The organism is Roseovarius gahaiensis, from assembly GCF_011601345.1.
Classification (GTDB): Bacteria; Pseudomonadota; Alphaproteobacteria; order Rhodobacterales; family Rhodobacteraceae; genus Roseovarius; species Roseovarius gahaiensis.
Genome location: NZ_JAAORB010000010.1, coordinates 22,586 through 38,602 on the forward strand (window position 1 = coordinate 22,586; position 16,017 = coordinate 38,602).

A 16,017-nucleotide genomic window follows, 5' to 3' on the forward strand; every position below is an offset into this window, starting at 1 on the left:
GGCTCTGGGTGAGGCGGGCCGTCATTCCCACCAGCGGTCGATATGGGCGATGTCGGCGTCGGACCAGCCGAAGTGATGGGCGAATTCGTGGATGGTGACATGGGCCACCATTTGCGCGATCTCGACATCGCCCCGCGCCCGCCATTCGGCTAGGATCGGCTGCCGGAACAGCCAAACGGTATCAGGCGCAAGCATTTGGTCCATATAGGACTTTTCGGTAACGGGGATGCCTTCGTAAAGTCCGGTCAACTCAAGCGGGTCGCGCATATCAAAGGCGTCCAGCATATCCTGCGCGGGCCAGTCGACCACCCGTAGCGCCACATCTTGGGCGGCTTTGGCAAAGGGATGCGGCAGGCCCGCGACGGTCTCGCGGGCCATTTGATCCATGTCTTGCAAGCTGGGGTCGGGGGCATTCATCCCTCTAAAGTAAAGCAGTGTCAGACAGGGATAAATCCCGTTTCGTCAGCCTTGCATCATCAACTGATAGCTGGTCGGGACATAGCGAAACCCGTCGCCTTGTGCCTCGACATAGCCCATCCCCGGCCATGGCATGTGATACCCGATGAAGGGAATGCCATCTGCCGCCAGCATATCCAGAACGCGGCGGCGCGTCTTGGCGGCGGCGGCTTTGTCCATGTCGAACTTGACCTCCCAATCCGGGTAGCCAAGCGACCACACGTAGTGGTTGGCGAAATCTGCGGCGACCAGAAGGCGTTGCCCCTCGCTTTCGATCATGTAGGTCATATGCCCCGGCGTGTGGCCAAAGGCGGCCATGGCGGTGATGCCCGACGCCACGCTGTCCCCGTCGCCAATCATCGTCATCTGTTCGGCCAAGGGGCGCACTTTGCTTTCAAAGCCGTCGTTTTCCATCGCGGCCCAGGCATCGAACTCGACCGATCCGGTGATATAGCGCGCATTCGGGAAAGTCGGCGCATCGCCTTTCATCAGCCCGCCGATGTGATCGCCATGCATGTGGGTGATCACAACGATATCAATCTGATCCGGGGTATAGCCCGCCTGTGCCAAGGCGGCTGTGGTCGCCTCGGCGTTCAGGCCGGTGTCGAATAGAACCAGTTCCGCGCCCGTGTTGATCACCGTTGGCGTAAAAAAGAACTGCGCCTTGTCGGTGGGTATCCGCGCCTCGGCAGAGGCTTTGGCAAACGCGTCTTCGCTGACATTCAGGCCGAAAATCGTATGCGGATCAGGGCGCGGCATGGTCCCGGCCAAGATTGTCGTCACCTCGAAACCGCCCAACCCAACACGGTTGTAGCTCGACATCCCCGCCCCCATCATCGGGGCTGCGGCATGGGCCATTTGGCCACCGGCGGCTGCAATCGGTAATGCGGCGGCTGAGGCCAGCAGGCTACGGCGGGTGAATTCGCTGTTGGACATGGGAACCCTCTTTGGTTGTGTGTGTTCGATGGGCACTTTAGCGCAAAAACGGCTGTCTCTGCGGGCCTTCACGCGAATGTGACAGGCCCCGTCATTCTGGACAATTCCCGGCGGCTGTGACATGGCCCATCTCAATCAGGAGAGACCCATGACAACCACCCGTTTTGCCCCGTCGCCCACCGGCTATATCCACGTTGGCAACCTGCGCACCGCCTTGATGAATTTTCTTATCGCCCGCAAATCCGGCGGCACGTTCATTCTGCGCATCGACGATACCGACCCTGAGCGGTCGAAAGAAGAGTATGTCGACGCCATCAAGCAGGATCTGGAATGGTTGGGCCTGAAGTGGGACCGGGTTGAACGGCAATCCGAGCGGCTGGATCGCTATGCCGACGCTGCAGACAAACTGCGCGATATGGGCCGCTTTTACGAGGCGTTCGAGACGCCCACCGAACTGGACCTGAAGCGCAAAAAGCAGCTGAACATGGGCAAACCGCCAGTTTATGACCGGGCGGCGCTTGCCTTGTCCGAGGCGGAAAAAGGCGCTTTGCGCGCCGAGCGGGGCAATGGCGTTTGGCGCTTCAAGCTGGATCACGAACGGATCGAATGGAATGACGGTATTCTGGGCGATATTTCAATTGATGCGGCCAGCGTCAGCGATCCGGTGTTGATCCGTGGGGATGGTCAGGTGCTGTATACCTTGGCGTCGGTGGTGGACGACACCGAAATGGGCGTGACCCATGTGGTGCGTGGCAGTGACCACGTTACAAACACTGCAACGCAAATTCAGATCATCCAAGCGCTTGGCGGCACGGTGCCGCAGTTTGCGCACCATTCCTTGCTGACCGGGCCGCAGGGCGAATCCCTGTCGAAACGCCTTGGCACGCTCAGCTTGCGCGATTTGCGCGCGCAAGGGGTAGAGCCGATGGCGCTGCTGAGCTTGATGGCGCGGCTTGGCTCGGCTGATCCGGTCGAGGTGCACAGCGACATGGCGGATTTGATCGAAGGCTTCGACATCGGCCGCTTTGGCGCGGCGCCGACCAAGTTTGATGTGAACGACCTGTTCCCGCTGACCGCGCGTCTTTTGCACGAGCGCGATTTTGCCGAGGTCCGCGACGAGATTGCGCGCATTGGCGTCCCCGACGCCTCGGCCGAACGGTTCTGGACGGTGACGCGCGACAACATCACCACGCTGAACGACCTGCCCGATTGGTGGGCCATGTTCCGCGACGGGGCCGAGCCTGTAATCGACGACGAAGATCGCGACTTCATCGCACAAGCGATGCAGATGCTGCCCGAGGGGCCGTATGATGACAGCACATGGTCAAATTGGACCGCGCAGGTGAAAGAGGCCACAGGCCGCAAGGGCAAGGGCTTGTTCATGCCGCTGCGCAAAGCCCTGACCGGGCAGTCGCACGGGCCGGACATGGGGCAGGTCTTGCCGCTGTTGCAAAAGATCAAAGCGCGCGATTAAGCGTCATCGGCCTGTCGCGTCATCGGGGCGGCGCAGGCGGGCCTTTTCGCTGACCAGTGGCAGGGACTTATCGGCGTAGGCGCGGGCGCGCTCGGCCATGTCGTGTGCGGCTTGGGCCAGTGCCTTGTCCGGGCAGGTTGTCAGCGGTTCAAGCGCGGCAAGCAAATGCTGCACCACTTCGATCATGCCCGCCCCATCACGCGCGATGCTACCATAGGCCTTGTCGATCAGATCCTCGGGGTTTGTGTCGGGCACGAAGATGCGGTCGAATTTCGGCGGCGCATCGTTTAGCGGTGTGTGCACCCAATCCCATAACAGCCCTTGTTGGCGGGCGATCACGTCGATTGCCGTGCCCGGATCGTTGACGCCGGGCGACAAGGCGCGCGATCCGATTTCGGACAGGACAAGCAAGCCATAGGTGGCATCCTGCTCAAAGGTGCGGGTATCGGCGATGGTCAGGCAGACTTGTACTTTCTTGCGAAGCGCGTCGGACAGGCCTGCCGCATAGGCAATTGGCTGGCCTTGCAAAACATGGGTGCCGGGCGCGCTGTGGATATAGATTTTTGCTTGGCTTTTGCCCAAGGCCGCGCTGAGACGTGGCAGATCTATGAACTGCAAAAACCCCGACCGTGGCGCGCCGATGGGCTGCGCATCATCGGGGATGACCGTATCACGCGTCAGGGGTAAGGCCCGCAAGGCCGGTTCTGATCTGGTTTGCAGCAAGCTGTCGCGCGCCGCGTGTTCGGTTGCGCGCAGGCTGGTGTCCATACTGCTGAGATCGCTTAGGTGATCAATCCAGCGCAGCATGGCTAGAATGACCAGAACCACCACGGCCACGGTAACGGCCATCACCGTCACTGCCGCGCCCGGCCCATGCAGTTGCGCCTTGAACAGGATGATCGAGGTCAGCGCATAGACAAACGCGCCGATAAACGTGGCCAATACGGTCTGCGTTGTCGTGTCGGCCAGTAGGATTCGGTGCACCCGCGGGGTGGCCTGTGCGGCCGCCGCGTTATGGGCCGACACCATGACATTCAGTGAAAACGTGCTGACCGCCAGCATGCTGGAGGCCAGTATCGTCAGGATCGGCATCACCGCGTCTGGTGTAAATCGCTGGGTCAGCGCGTCCGGGATCACGTTTTCCAAAAAGATTGCCATGGCCGAGGCCACGACGGCCAAAATAGCCATCAACGCCACGCGCACCCACAAAAGCCGGCCAAGCCGCAGAAGCATCAAGATGGGTTTGGAGGCTGTCTTGGTTTTCATCGCGTGCCCTTGTTTGACGCGATCATGCCCCAGTGCCGGCGCGTGGTCCAGTGGCCGCGACAGGCTTAGTGATGCACAACCCGGATGCGGCGCGCTTGCAATTGCGCGTCGACAAACGCGCGCTCAACCGGGCTTAACTGGCGATGGCGCGGGTATAGCGGCTTGGCGCGGTCATCCAGCACCGGGGTGTCCCAGCCATCGGTGGTATCGAAAAACCGTGCTGCGCCCTCTTCGCCGAACTCTCGCAGGTAGCCTTGGACGACCACGTCGATATAGCTCAGCAAGGCGGGGTGGGTGTCGCATGGGGTGTCGTGTTGCCCCTCGGGGATGGAATATACCGCGATTTGCGGGGCGTGGGGCAGGGTATGGTGTATCTGATGGGCGGCGGGCACGCGATCATACGCAGCCTCGCGCTTGTCCAGCGCGGCCCAATCCTGCCCCGGCACGGGGGCGATCAGCCCGTCAATTTCACTATCCGCTGCGGGCACGACCGTCAGAAAGGCGACCGGGCGCAATGCAGTGTGCCGCCAGACCCGCCGCCAGCCGCGCAAACGGGCGCAATGCGTGTCTTGAAAACGATGGGTCTCGCGGTTCACAAGGCTGCCATAGCCGAAAAAATATGCATCATCGGTATATGTTATTTTTTTTGCCCCTTGATCTAAGTCATATCTCTACGGTCGTTTTGTCGTCACGGTGCGCAAAATTCAAGCAGTCGGATCAACAGACCATGCGCATTACCAAACGCACCAATATTGCCATTCGCGTCCTGATGTTTTGTGGGGCCAATGCAGGCCGTCTGGTGACCAAATCCGAAATAGCGGCGTGCTGCAATACCTCGGAAAGCCATCTGGCCCAAGTGATCAATCGTTTGGCGCAGCTGAACTTTCTGCACACCCAACGGGGGCGCTGCGGCGGCATTACCTTGGCGCGACCCATGAGTCAGATCGTGATCGGGGACGTGTTTCGACAGCTTGAGTCAAATGTGCCGATTGCCGAATGTTTTGCCGATGTCGACAATACGTGCCCCTTGGTTGAGTTCTGCCGTCTGAAACTGGCGATCGCTGACGCAGCCGAAGCGTTTTATGCCCATCTTGATGACGTCACGCTGGATGCATTGGTGTGTGACAACCAAGAATTGCTGGACGTATTCGTGCCCACGCGCTGCGCAGAACGCGCTTGAACTGATCCAAGCGGTATATTAGCGTTTAAGCATCTGATCGGGAGAACCGGATAACCCGGTGCCGAAGGAGCAACCGCCCCGGAAACTCTCAGGCAACAAGGACCGATCTGATAAAACAACTCTGGAGAGTTCCCGCAGTTGGCGGGACGCCGAAGGGATAGCGATCTCAGGCCAAAGGACAGAGGGGGCATCGTGGCGCGGCCGAAACGGGTGCGCGAAACCGATGCCGGATTGATCGTTCAATCAAGCTGGCGCCATTTGGAGAGACCGGATGAGCGACACCCTGCGTAAGACCCCGCTGCATGCGCTGCATGTCGAGTTGGGTGCCAAGATGGTGCCCTTCGCGGGCTATGACATGCCCGTGCAATACCCTCTTGGCGTGTTGAAGGAACACCAGCACACCCGCGCGTCGGCGGGGTTGTTCGACGTCAGCCACATGGGCCAAGTGATCGTGCGCGCCACAGGCGGCTATGACGCTGCCGCCCGCGCGACCGAGGTGCTTGTGCCGGTGGACCTGCTGGGCTTGGCGCAAGGGCGGCAGCGTTATGGGTTTTTCACCAACGATCAGGGCGGCATACTGGATGACCTGATGCTGGCCAATCGCGGGGATCACCTGTTTGTCGTGGTCAATGCCGCCTGCAAGGACGCTGACATTGCCCATATGCGCGCCGGTCTTGAGGGGTGCGAGGTTGAGGAAATCACCGACCGGGCCTTGTTGGCGCTGCAAGGCCCCGCCGCCGAGGGTGTTTTGCAGGCCCTCGTGCCGGGTGTGGCCGAGATGAAGTTCATGGATGTTGCCATAGTCGACAGCCGGTTTGGGGAGCTATGGATTTCGCGATCGGGCTACACGGGCGAGGATGGCTACGAGATTTCCGTGCATGCCGATCAGGCCCAAGGCTTGGCTCGTGCGCTGCTGGCGCATGACGCGGTTGAACCAATCGGGTTGGGCGCGCGCGACAGTCTGCGGCTTGAGGCTGGGCTGTGCCTGTATGGTCATGACATCGACAGCGGGACCACCCCGGTTGAGGCTGGCCTGACATGGGCCATCCAAAAAGTCCGCCGCGCCGGGGGGGCGCGCGCGGGTGGTTTTCCGGGTGCGGGTATCATCCTAGACCAGATCAGCAATGGCGCGCCCCGCAAACGCGTGGGTTTACGGCCTGACGGGCGTGCTCCGATGCGCGAGGGCACAGCCCTTTTTACCGATGCCGAAGGCGGCACGCCGATTGGTGCGGTGACATCCGGCGCGTTTGGCCCGACCTTGGGCGCGCCCATGTCGATGGGCTATGTGCCCGCTGCACTTTCTGCCCCCGGCACCCCGCTTTATGGCGAGGTGCGGGGCAAACGAATGCCCGTGACAGTGGCCGAACTGCCCTTTGTCCCGGCCAATTTCAAACGTTGACACTCAACCCTGACAACAAGGACGACAAAAATGAAATTCACCGAAGATCATGAATGGTTGCTAAGCGACGGCGATGTGGTGGTTGTTGGCATTACCGAACATGCCAGCGAACAGTTGGGCGATGTGGTGTTCGTCGAATTGCCCGAGGTTGGCACGCAAGTGGCCAAGGGAGACGAGGTTGTGGTGATCGAAAGCGTCAAGGCCGCAAGCGATATCATGGCCCCGATTGACGGTGAAATCACCGAAATCAACGACTCGCTGACCGATGACCCCGGCAAGGTGAACGAAGACCCGATGGGCGCGGCGTGGTTTTTCAAGATCAAGCCCACCGATGATGGCCAGATAGATGGCTACATGGACGAAGACGCCTACAAGGACTTCATTGATTAACCCTATTGCGGCCCTGCTTGGCTGGCCAAGGGTGCTGGTGGACAGGGCGCTTTTCTGGAAATGACGAGGATGATCATGCCTTTCACTCCGACAGACTATCTGCCTTACGATTTTGCCAACCGCCGTCACATTGGCCCGTCACCCGAAGAGATGGCCGAAATGCTGCGCGCGCTGGAGGCGGACAGCCTTGAGGCCTTGATCGACGACACGGTGCCACGGTCCATCCGGCAAGATACGCCGTTGGATTTCGGCAAGCCCAAATCCGAACGTGAATTGCTGCACCACATGCGCAATGTGGCCTGCAAGAACAAAGTTCTGACCTCGCTGATCGGGCAGGGCTATCACGGCACGGTCACGCCGCCCGCGATCCAGCGCAATATCCTTGAAAATCCGGCGTGGTATACCGCCTACACGCCCTATCAGCCGGAAATCAGCCAAGGCCGGCTTGAGGCGTTGTTGAACTTTCAGACGATGGTCAGCGACCTGACCGGGCTTGAGATCGCCAATGCATCGCTGCTGGATGAGGCCACGGCGGCGGCAGAAGCAATGACCATGGCGCAGCGCGTGGCCAAGACGAAGGCCAAGGCGTTTTTTGTCGATGAGAATTGCCATCCGCAGAACATCGCGGTGATGCAGACCCGCGCCGCGCCCCTGGATATCGAGGTGATCGTTGGCCCGCCCGAGGATATGCAGCCCGACACGGTATTTGGGGCAATCTTCCAATATCCCGGCACCTATGGGCATCTGCGTGATTTCAGCGATGAAATGGCCGCATTGCATGAGCACAAGGCGATTGGCATCGTCATCGCCGACCCGCTGGCGCTGACGCTGTTGAAAGAGCCCGGTGCCATGGGCGCGGATATCGCCGTCGGCTCAACCCAACGCTTTGGTGTGCCGATGGGCTATGGCGGCCCGCATGCCGCCTATATTGCCACCAAGGACGCCTATAAACGTGCCCTGCCGGGGCGGATTGTCGGGGTCAGCGTCGACAGTCACGGCAACCGCGCCTACCGTTTGGCCCTGCAAACCCGCGAGCAGCATATCCGCCGGGAAAAGGCCACATCGAACGTTTGCACCGCGCAGGCGCTTTTGGCGGTGATGGCGTCGATGTATGCGGTGTTCCATGGCCCCAAGGGGCTGAAGGCCATCGCGCAACGCATCCACCGTAAAACGCTACGTCTGGCCAAGGGGCTTGAGGCTGCGGGCTTTGACGTGCAACCGGATACGTTCTTTGACACGATCACGGTCGATGTGGGGCTGCTCCAGCGTGGCGTGCTACAAGCGGCCGTGCGCGAAGGCATTAACCTGCGCCGGGTGGGCGACACGAAAATCGGCATTACACTGGATGAACGCACCCGTTCCGCCACCATCGAATCCGTTTGGCGGGCCTTTGGAATCATCATGGAAGACCAAGATTTCGAGGGCGCGTATCGGATGCCCGACGCAGTGCTGCGGCAATCCGATTACCTGACGCACCCGGTTTTCCACATGAACCGCGCGGAGACGGAAATGATGCGCTACATGCGCCGTCTGGCCGACCGGGATCTGGCGCTGGACCGGGCGATGATCCCGCTGGGATCATGCACGATGAAACTCAATTCCGCCGCCGAGATGATGCCCGTCAGCTGGCGTGAGTTTTCCTTGCTGCACCCCTTCGTGCCTGCCGATCAGGCCGAGGGCTACAAGGAAATGATCGACGATCTGTCCGCCAAGCTATGCGATATCACCGGCTATGCCGCGATTTCGATGCAGCCTAATTCCGGTGCGCAGGGCGAATATGCGGGGCTTTTGACGATTGCCGCCTATCACCGCGCCAATGGCGAAGGCCATCGCAAAGTCTGTCTGATCCCGACCAGCGCGCATGGCACCAACCCGGCCAGTGCGCATATGGTTGGCTGGGATGTCGTGGTGGTCAAATCCGCCGAAAACGGCGATATCGACGTTGAAGACTTCCGTGCAAAGGCCGAAAAACACTCGGAAAATTTGGCGGGCTGCATGATCACCTATCCGTCAACCCACGGCGTGTTCGAGGAAACCGTGCGCGAGGTGTGTGATATCACGCACCGGCATGGCGGGCAGGTCTATATCGACGGGGCCAACATGAACGCCATGGTCGGGCTTGCCCGTCCCGGCGACGTGGGCGGCGATGTCAGCCACCTGAACCTGCATAAAACCTTCTGCATCCCGCACGGGGGCGGCGGCCCCGGCATGGGGCCGATTGGGGTCAAGGCGCATCTGGTGCCGCATTTGCCCGGCCATCCGTTGACAGGGGGCGAACAGGGGCCGGTGTCGGCGGCGCCTTTCGGCTCGCCTTCGCTTTTGCCGATCTCTTGGGCCTATTGCTTGATGATGGGCGGTGAGGGGCTGACGCAAGCGACGCGGGTTGCCATTCTGAACGCCAACTACATCGCCAAGCGGTTGGAGGGGGCGTATGACGTCCTTTACAAAGGGCCGTCGGGCCGTGTGGCGCATGAATGCATTCTGGATACGCGAACCTTTGAGAAAAGCGCAGGCGTGACGGTGGATGATATCGCCAAACGTCTGGTCGATTGCGGCTTTCACGCCCCAACCATGAGCTTTCCGGTGCCCGGCACCCTGATGGTTGAGCCCACGGAATCCGAGACCAAGGCCGAGCTGGACCGGTTTTGCGATGCCATGCTGGCGATCCGCGAAGAAATTCGCGATATCGAAGAGGGGCATGCGGATCGTGACAACAACCCGCTGAAAAATGCCCCCCACACGGTCGAGGATCTGGTGGGCGATTGGGATCGGCCCTACAGCCGCGAACAGGGCTGTTTCCCGCCGGGGGCGTTCCGGGTGGATAAATACTGGCCGCCGGTCAACCGCGTCGACAATGTCTATGGCGATCGGCACCTGATCTGCTCGTGTCCGCCGCTTGAGGACTACGCAGAGGCCGCCGAGTAAAGCGCATTGCTCCGCGCCGATCTTCGGTGCGGGGCATGTCATTTGGGCGGGTCAGCCCATCAAAAACGCGAACCTGTCGCGCAGGTGTGTCCAGCTGTCTTCGTTCGGGGCGGCCAGAATATACCCTTCGGTCAGGTTGGCATTGTAATCGGCCCCATCCAGCATGCGCACCACGCCACCGGCCTGCTGACAGATCATCACGCCCGCGGCGTGATCCCATGGGTTGAGCGTGCCGGAAATCATGAAATCCATCCCGCCTTGCGCCAAGGTGCGATATTCATGGCACGAACAGCGCAGCATCAGCGTTCGGGCAAACTCGGGCAGGCAGGCGGCCATCTCGGCCTGTTTGTCCTCGGGCAGCAGATAAAGATGAACATAACCCGACATGTCCGACAGAGCCCCGCCGCGCGCCACCGATAGGGGGCGATCCGCGCCGATATTGCGTGACAGATGGGCTTTATTTTCGCTATCGGCGCATATCCAGTCATCCATCACCGGATCGTACAGCAGCCCGAACACCGGATTACCAAACCGTGTGACCGACAAGATCACCCCGAACAGGGGCAGGCCATGGGCAAAATTCCATGTGCCATCCACCGGATCAAGGATGATCGCCATTTCCGCATCACCGATTTGGTCGCGCAGATCGGGATTTGTGCTGCTGGCCTCTTCGCCGACGACAAGGGCATGCGGGAACATCTGTTGCAGACCGCGCGCCAGCATGGCTTCGGCGGCGGTGTCGGCCTCGGTTACCAGATCGTAAGGCCCTGATTTCGATGAGATGTCGGAATGCGACAGGTTACGGAAACGCGGCATGATTTCGGCCCGCGCGGTGCGGCGGACCAGATTGATCAGGCTGGTTTTCTGAGCTTTGCTAAGCGGCGCAGTCAGGGCAATGGGAAGAGAATCGGTCATCGGTCGGGCCTTGAACGTAGAGGGGTTGACCCCATTGACTGCCACCGGACAAGGCGAATGACAATGCGTCTATTCGCGTGATCGCAGCACCTGTGCGGGGCGCGCCTGAATGGGCCGCCATGCAAAGGCCAGCCCGGCCAGCAGGCTGATCACCGCGCCGCCTGCGACAATGCTGAGGGCCGAAGCCCATGCAATCTCAAACCCTGTGTCCATCACGAAATGGCTGACGGCCCACCCCCCGGCAATGCCAGCGGCAAGCGCGACGATGCCCGCAACGGCCCCAAGGATCGCCGCGCGCAGCGCCAAGCTGGCCAAGATGCGCGCCCGCGATGCGCCAAGCGTCTTGAGAATTGCCGCCTCATGCGTGCGGGCCGCCTGATCTGCCGCCGCCGCGCCGATCAGCACCAAAAAGCCGGTCAGCAGCGTGGCCGCCGCCCCCCATGCCGTGGCCGAGGCTAACCCGGCCAGCAGCCCCGACACCCGGTCGATGGCATCACGCACGCTGATCGCGGTGACGTTTGGCATCGCGTCCGAGATATCGCGTAGGATGTCACGCTCGGCCTCTTGCTCGGCGTAGATGGTCGAAATGAAGGTATGCGGCGCGCCTTCCAACGCGGCGGCGTTCATCACAATGACAAACCCCATCCCGGCGGTCGAAAAATCGACCTCGCGCAGCGATGTCAACTCGGCGGTCAGGTCGCGGCCAAGGATGTTGACGGTGATCATGTCACCGATCGACAGGCCCATTTCCTGCGCTTCTTCCTCGGCAAAGCTGATCTGTGGCGGGCCGTCATAGCCTTTGCCCCACCATTCTCCGGCGACGATCTTGGTGCGGTCGGGCCGCGCATCGGCATAGCTGATGCCACGGTCACCTTCGACAACCCAATGGCCCGGGGCCACCTCGGTTGCGGGGCGGTCGTTGATCCGGCTGATCACCCCGCGCAGCATCGGGGCTGACTCGATGCGCGACACGGCGGGATCGGTATTCAGACGCTTCATGAAGGCTGGCATCTGATCTTTCTGGATATCGACAAAGAAATAGGATGGCGCGCGGTCGGGCAGGTCGCGGGCGATGGCACCGCGCAGGTTCTGGTCGATCTGGCCAACAGCGGCCAGCACCGACAGGCCCAGCCCCAGTGACAGCATCACCGGCGCTGCCGTGGTTCCCGGCCCGCCAATGGCCGCTAGCGCCCAAGCCAAGGCCGGGCGTCCGCGGGCCAGCGGTTTGGCCCGGCGGGCCAGTGTGACCACAGCAGCGGCGGCCAGCACCAACAGGATCAATGCGCCGAATATGCCGCCGGCGGTGGACAGCGTCAGGATGGTATTGCCTGAAAATATCATGGCCGCCCCAATCAGTGCCGTCAACAGCGCCAAGGTAGTTACCAGATACGGCCAGCGGGGCAGGCGGCGCGCCTGCCCAAGCGCATCGCGAAACAGGGCGGCGGCGCGCACGTCTTGCGCGCGGGCAAGCGGCCACAGGGCAAAGATCAGCACGGTCAGCGCGCTGTAAAGCGCGGCTTCGGCCATCGGTGCGGGATATGCGCCAAAGGCTGCGGGCACGGGCAGGCGCGCTTCGATGATGGGGGACAGAAGAACCGGCACGCCAACGCCCAAGGCCAGCCCGCAGACGATGCCGACAAGCGCCAGCAGCGCGACCTGAAAAAAGTAAGTCAGGAAAATCGTGCGCCGATCCGCGCCGAGGGTGCGCAGCGTTGCGATGGTTTCGGTCTTGGTGGCCAGATAGGCGCGCAGCGCAGCCGAGATGCCGACGCCGCCGACAGCCAGCCCCGAGAGCCCCACCAGCACCAGAAACGCGCCCAGACGGTCCACGAATTCGGCAACACCCGGCGTGCCGTTGCGAGCATCGGTCCAACGCAGACCGGAGTCAGGGAAGGTCTGTTCTGCCTGCGTTTGGAGCGCGGCAAGGTCGGCACCTGCGGGGAAATCCAGCCTGTAGCGGGTGGAATACAGGGTGCCCGGCCCCAGCAAGCCCGCCCCCTCAAGATCGGCTGAACGCACAATGGTGCGCGGTCCAAGGCCAAAGCCCGATGTGGCATTGTCCGGCTCGAACATGATTTCGGCACTGAGCACGAATTCAGCATTGCCAAGCCGGAACGTGTCGCCGGGTTGTAAATCCAGTTTTCCGCTCAGCAGGGGGTGCATGACCGCGCCGGGCAGGCCATCACGCCCGGCAAATGCCTGCGCAAGCGGCATCGCCGGGGCAAGCGTGACCTGCCCCAAAAGCGGATAGGCCCGGTCAACCGCCTTGACCTGCGTCAGGCCGCGTTCGCCATCCGGGGCCACGGCCATGGACCGAAAATCGACAATTTCGGACACGCGGTTTGCCGCGCCGTCCATCCAGTCGCGCTCGGCCTCATTGGCGAAGCGGTAGGTGAATTCGATCTCGGCGTCGCCGCCCAAAAGGGTGGCCCCTTTGCGCTCAAGGCCGGTGGCGATGCTTTCGCGCACCGTGCCAACGGCGGCAATCGCGGCAACGCCCAGAATGACGCAGGCCAGAAAGATGCGAAACCCGCGCAGCCCGCCACGCAGATCCCGCCGGGCCAGACGCGCGGCCGTGGGTATGCTCATGCAGGCACCTTTTGCGCTTCGGCCAGCCGACCATCGACCAGTTCAACCACGCGGTCACAGCGCGCCGCCAATTCCGGCGAATGGGTGACCATCACCAGCGTTGCGTCTTCGCGCGCGCTGAGGTCGAACAACAGGTCGATGATCGCAGCGCCGGTCTTGCTATCAAGGTTGCCGGTGGGCTCATCGGCCAGCATGATATCGGGCCGTGGCGCGGCGGCGCGGGCCAGCGCCACGCGCTGTTGCTCGCCGCCCGACAGTTGCGACGGGTAATGATCGGCCCGCTGTTCCAGCCCGACCGAAGCCAGTTCTTGGGCGGCGCGGGTGAAGGCATCGGATTGGCCAGCCAATTCCAACGGGGCGGCGACATTTTCAAGCGCGGTCATCGTGGGGATCAGGTGGAACGATTGAAATACAACGCCAAAGTGATCGCGGCGCAAGGCGGCCAGTTGATCTTCGTTCATGGCAGACAGATCATGTCCCAGTGCTCGCACCTGTCCCGCGCTGGCCCGTTCCAGCCCGCCCATCAACATAAGCAGCGAAGATTTGCCCGATCCGGACGGGCCGACAAGCCCCACCGTTTCCCCCTTCTGGACATCCAGTGTGATCCCGTGGAGTATCTGGACAAGCCCCGCGTTGCCCTGAAGCGACAGCGTGGCATCTTTGAGCGAAAGAACGGGGTCGGTCATGGGATTGTACCTGATTACTAAGGACTTTCTGACATATGGGGTAACCACCCTACGGGGCAAGGTGCTGGCCGCGCTTCTTTTGGTCGCGCCGCCTGTGTTTGCAGAACAAGTTTCGGTCTTGGCGTTCGGTGACAGCCTGACGCAAGGTTACGGTCTGTTGGATCATCAAGGGCTGGTGCCGCAGCTGGATCAATGGCTGGAGGATCAAGGCCACGCGGTGCGCGTTGTCAATGGGGGTGTGTCAGGCGAGACCACGGCAGGCGGTGCAGCCCGAATCGAATGGAGCCTGACGCCCGATATCGACACGGTGATGGTCACGCTTGGCGCCAACGACATGTTGCGCGGGATTGATCCGGCGGTGTCACGGGCCAACCTTGACCGTATTCTGACAGCGACCCAAAAGGCCGATGTGCCGGTGTTGCTGGTGGGGATGCGCGCACCGGGCAATTACGGGGCCGAATATCAGGCCGCGTATGACAGTATCTATCCGGATTTGGCGCAGAAGTTCGATACGCTGTATTTCGACCACTTTTTTGCCGGGCTGGGTTCGGACGATCCGGCACAGCTGCGCGACTATTTCCAGCCCGATGGCATCCACCCCAATGCCGAAGGCGTGCAGCTCATCGTCGAGGCGCTTGGCCCGAAGGTGGTGCAATTGGTCGAGGCCGCAAAATAAAAAACGGGCCCCTGCAGGGGGCCCGTGGGATACCCAAGATATAACTTAGGCCAAGGCGATATTCGTCGCCGACTCGCGGCCGTCGCGGCCGGGCTCGATGTCGAAGGTCACTTTTTGGTTGTCGGCCAGCCCGGTCAGGCCGGCACGTTCAACAGCCGAGATGTGCACAAACACGTCTTTGCCGCCACCTTCAGGCGCGATAAAGCCGTAGCCTTTTGTTGTATTGAACCATTTGACGGTGCCAGTAGCCATCCGTTTATCTCCTTTTGGTTGTTGTTGCCCACGGTGTTGCGGCAACCCGGCTATGTCAGAGCAAGATCGAGTGACTGAGCCGGTCGTAACGGAGCAGATGGTCGATAGAGGTAACGTCGCGGTGAAATATATGGGGCTGCAATGCGGATCGCGCAAGAAAAAATGCGCGCCCGGCTTCGGGCGCGCAAGCGGTGTTACGACTTGCAAAGCTTAGATAACGGTGACAACGGTCCCAACCGGGACGCGTTCATACAAGTCTCTTACATGTTCATTCAGCATTCGGATACACCCGTTCGAGACCGAACGCCCGATCGAGCGCGGCGCAGTGGTGCCATGAATGCGGAAATAGGTGTCGCGCCCGTTCTGGAATAGGTAAAGCGCGCGCGCGCCCAACGGATTGCCCGGGCCACCGGGTTGCACGTAGTCATTATCCTTGAACCGTGCGTATTCCTGTGGGTCACGTTCGATCATGTCGTTGGTGGGGCGCCACGTTGGCCATTCTTTTTTGACATCAATGGTGGCCGTGCCGGTAAATTGCAGCCCGGCCTTGCCGACCCCGACGCCATAGCGCAGCGCCTCACGCGGGGCGGTGACGAAATACAGAAAATGCGCGCGCGGCAGCACCAGCAATTGGCCGGGGGCATATTTCTCGGAGATGCGCACCTTGGTCGGCTTGAATTTATCTTCAAGCTCAAAGGCTTGGGCAGCAGCCGGCAGTGTGGTGGCGGCCAAGCCCGCCCCGATGAAAAAGCGGCGATCGATCATGTTTGTTTCCCTCTCAAGCACACGGCAACGTATAGTTTGCCACCAAAGCATGACAAAATCAAAACCCGGTGATGTGGCGCAATCCCGGTCCGCATATGGTTTTGGGGT

Annotated in this window: 15 protein-coding genes and 1 riboswitch; of the genes, 6 read left to right on the forward strand and 9 right to left on the reverse strand. The window is 61.2% G+C overall.

Annotated elements, in window-relative coordinates; all coding sequences use genetic code 11:
* Positions 1 to 21: 21 nt before the first annotated feature.
* Together HAT86_RS07460 and HAT86_RS07465 are read right to left on the reverse strand one after the other, a co-directional pair.
* Complete coding sequence (locus HAT86_RS07460; protein ID WP_408015015.1) at positions 22 to 378, reverse strand: metallopeptidase family protein; 357 nt, start codon at positions 376 to 378, stop codon at positions 22 to 24.
* An 84-nt stretch (positions 379 to 462) separates the two neighbouring features.
* On the reverse strand, positions 463 to 1,392 hold the full coding sequence (locus HAT86_RS07465; protein ID WP_167195243.1) for an MBL fold metallo-hydrolase: 930 nt from the start codon (positions 1,390 to 1,392) through the stop codon (positions 463 to 465).
* A 148-nt stretch (positions 1,393 to 1,540) separates the two neighbouring features.
* On the opposite strand from HAT86_RS07465, the gene gltX reads away from it, so the two are divergent.
* The gene (gene gltX / locus HAT86_RS07470; RefSeq protein ID WP_167195245.1) at positions 1,541 to 2,866 is read left to right on the forward strand and encodes a glutamate--tRNA ligase; all 1,326 of its coding nucleotides are present in this window, start codon (positions 1,541 to 1,543) and stop codon (positions 2,864 to 2,866) included.
* A 3-nt stretch (positions 2,867 to 2,869) separates the two neighbouring features.
* On the opposite strand, the gene HAT86_RS07475 is transcribed toward gltX, so the two are convergent.
* Both HAT86_RS07475 and HAT86_RS07480 read right to left on the reverse strand, forming a co-directional pair.
* Positions 2,870 to 4,132 (reverse strand): DUF2254 domain-containing protein, encoded by a 1,263-nt coding sequence (locus HAT86_RS07475; RefSeq protein WP_167195247.1) that lies wholly within the window; start codon positions 4,130 to 4,132, stop codon positions 2,870 to 2,872.
* Between the two features lie 65 nt (positions 4,133 to 4,197).
* Positions 4,198 to 4,773, reverse strand: coding sequence for a gamma-glutamylcyclotransferase family protein (locus HAT86_RS07480; RefSeq protein WP_167195395.1), 576 nt, complete (start codon positions 4,771 to 4,773; stop codon positions 4,198 to 4,200).
* A gap of 86 nt (positions 4,774 to 4,859) precedes the next feature.
* Between HAT86_RS07480 and HAT86_RS07485 the strand changes: the two genes are divergently transcribed.
* The 4 genes from HAT86_RS07485 (at position 4,860) to gcvP (ending at position 10,026) form a co-directional block, all read left to right on the forward strand.
* Entirely contained in the window at positions 4,860 to 5,312 is a 453-nt protein-coding gene (locus HAT86_RS07485) for an RrF2 family transcriptional regulator (protein ID WP_167195250.1), read from the forward strand.
* A 28-nt stretch (positions 5,313 to 5,340) separates the two neighbouring features.
* Positions 5,341 to 5,427, forward strand: a riboswitch (glycine riboswitch).
* Positions 5,428 to 5,583: 156 nt separating this feature from the next.
* The gene (gcvT, locus tag HAT86_RS07490) at positions 5,584 to 6,711 is read left to right on the forward strand and encodes a glycine cleavage system aminomethyltransferase GcvT (RefSeq protein WP_167195253.1); all 1,128 of its coding nucleotides are present in this window, start codon (positions 5,584 to 5,586) and stop codon (positions 6,709 to 6,711) included.
* Between the two features lie 30 nt (positions 6,712 to 6,741).
* Entirely contained in the window at positions 6,742 to 7,101 is a 360-nt protein-coding gene (gcvH, locus tag HAT86_RS07495; RefSeq protein ID WP_167195256.1) for a glycine cleavage system protein GcvH, read from the forward strand.
* A 75-nt stretch (positions 7,102 to 7,176) separates the two neighbouring features.
* Positions 7,177 to 10,026, forward strand: coding sequence for an aminomethyl-transferring glycine dehydrogenase (gene gcvP, locus HAT86_RS07500; RefSeq protein WP_167195398.1), 2,850 nt, complete (start codon positions 7,177 to 7,179; stop codon positions 10,024 to 10,026).
* A gap of 51 nt (positions 10,027 to 10,077) precedes the next feature.
* Here the strand turns inward: gcvP and HAT86_RS07505 are convergent, their stop codons facing one another.
* From HAT86_RS07505 to HAT86_RS07515, 3 genes are all read right to left on the reverse strand, one after another.
* The gene (locus HAT86_RS07505; RefSeq protein WP_167195259.1) at positions 10,078 to 10,941 is read right to left on the reverse strand and encodes an inositol monophosphatase family protein; all 864 of its coding nucleotides are present in this window, start codon (positions 10,939 to 10,941) and stop codon (positions 10,078 to 10,080) included.
* A gap of 69 nt (positions 10,942 to 11,010) precedes the next feature.
* Positions 11,011 to 13,530, reverse strand: coding sequence for an ABC transporter permease (locus HAT86_RS07510; protein ID WP_167195262.1), 2,520 nt, complete (start codon positions 13,528 to 13,530; stop codon positions 11,011 to 11,013).
* Positions 13,527 to 14,216, reverse strand: a complete 690-nt coding sequence (locus HAT86_RS07515; protein ID WP_167195265.1) for an ABC transporter ATP-binding protein — start codon at positions 14,214 to 14,216, stop codon at positions 13,527 to 13,529. Before HAT86_RS07515 ends, HAT86_RS07510 begins: the two co-directional genes overlap by 4 nt.
* On the opposite strand from HAT86_RS07515, the gene HAT86_RS07520 reads away from it, so the two are divergent.
* A complete protein-coding gene (locus HAT86_RS07520) occupies positions 14,215 to 14,892 on the forward strand; it encodes an arylesterase (protein WP_167195270.1) in 678 nt (225 codons plus the stop codon). The two genes, HAT86_RS07515 and HAT86_RS07520, sit on opposite strands and share 2 nt — an antisense overlap.
* Positions 14,893 to 14,937: 45 nt before the next feature.
* On the opposite strand, the gene HAT86_RS07525 is transcribed toward HAT86_RS07520, so the two are convergent.
* The gene (locus HAT86_RS07525; RefSeq protein ID WP_167195273.1) at positions 14,938 to 15,144 is read right to left on the reverse strand and encodes a cold-shock protein; all 207 of its coding nucleotides are present in this window, start codon (positions 15,142 to 15,144) and stop codon (positions 14,938 to 14,940) included.
* A gap of 210 nt (positions 15,145 to 15,354) precedes the next feature.
* Positions 15,355 to 15,909: a L,D-transpeptidase gene (locus HAT86_RS07530; protein WP_167195276.1), complete on the reverse strand. Its 555-nt coding sequence runs from the start codon at positions 15,907 to 15,909 to the stop codon at positions 15,355 to 15,357.
* Positions 15,910 to 16,017: the final 108 nt, after the last annotated feature.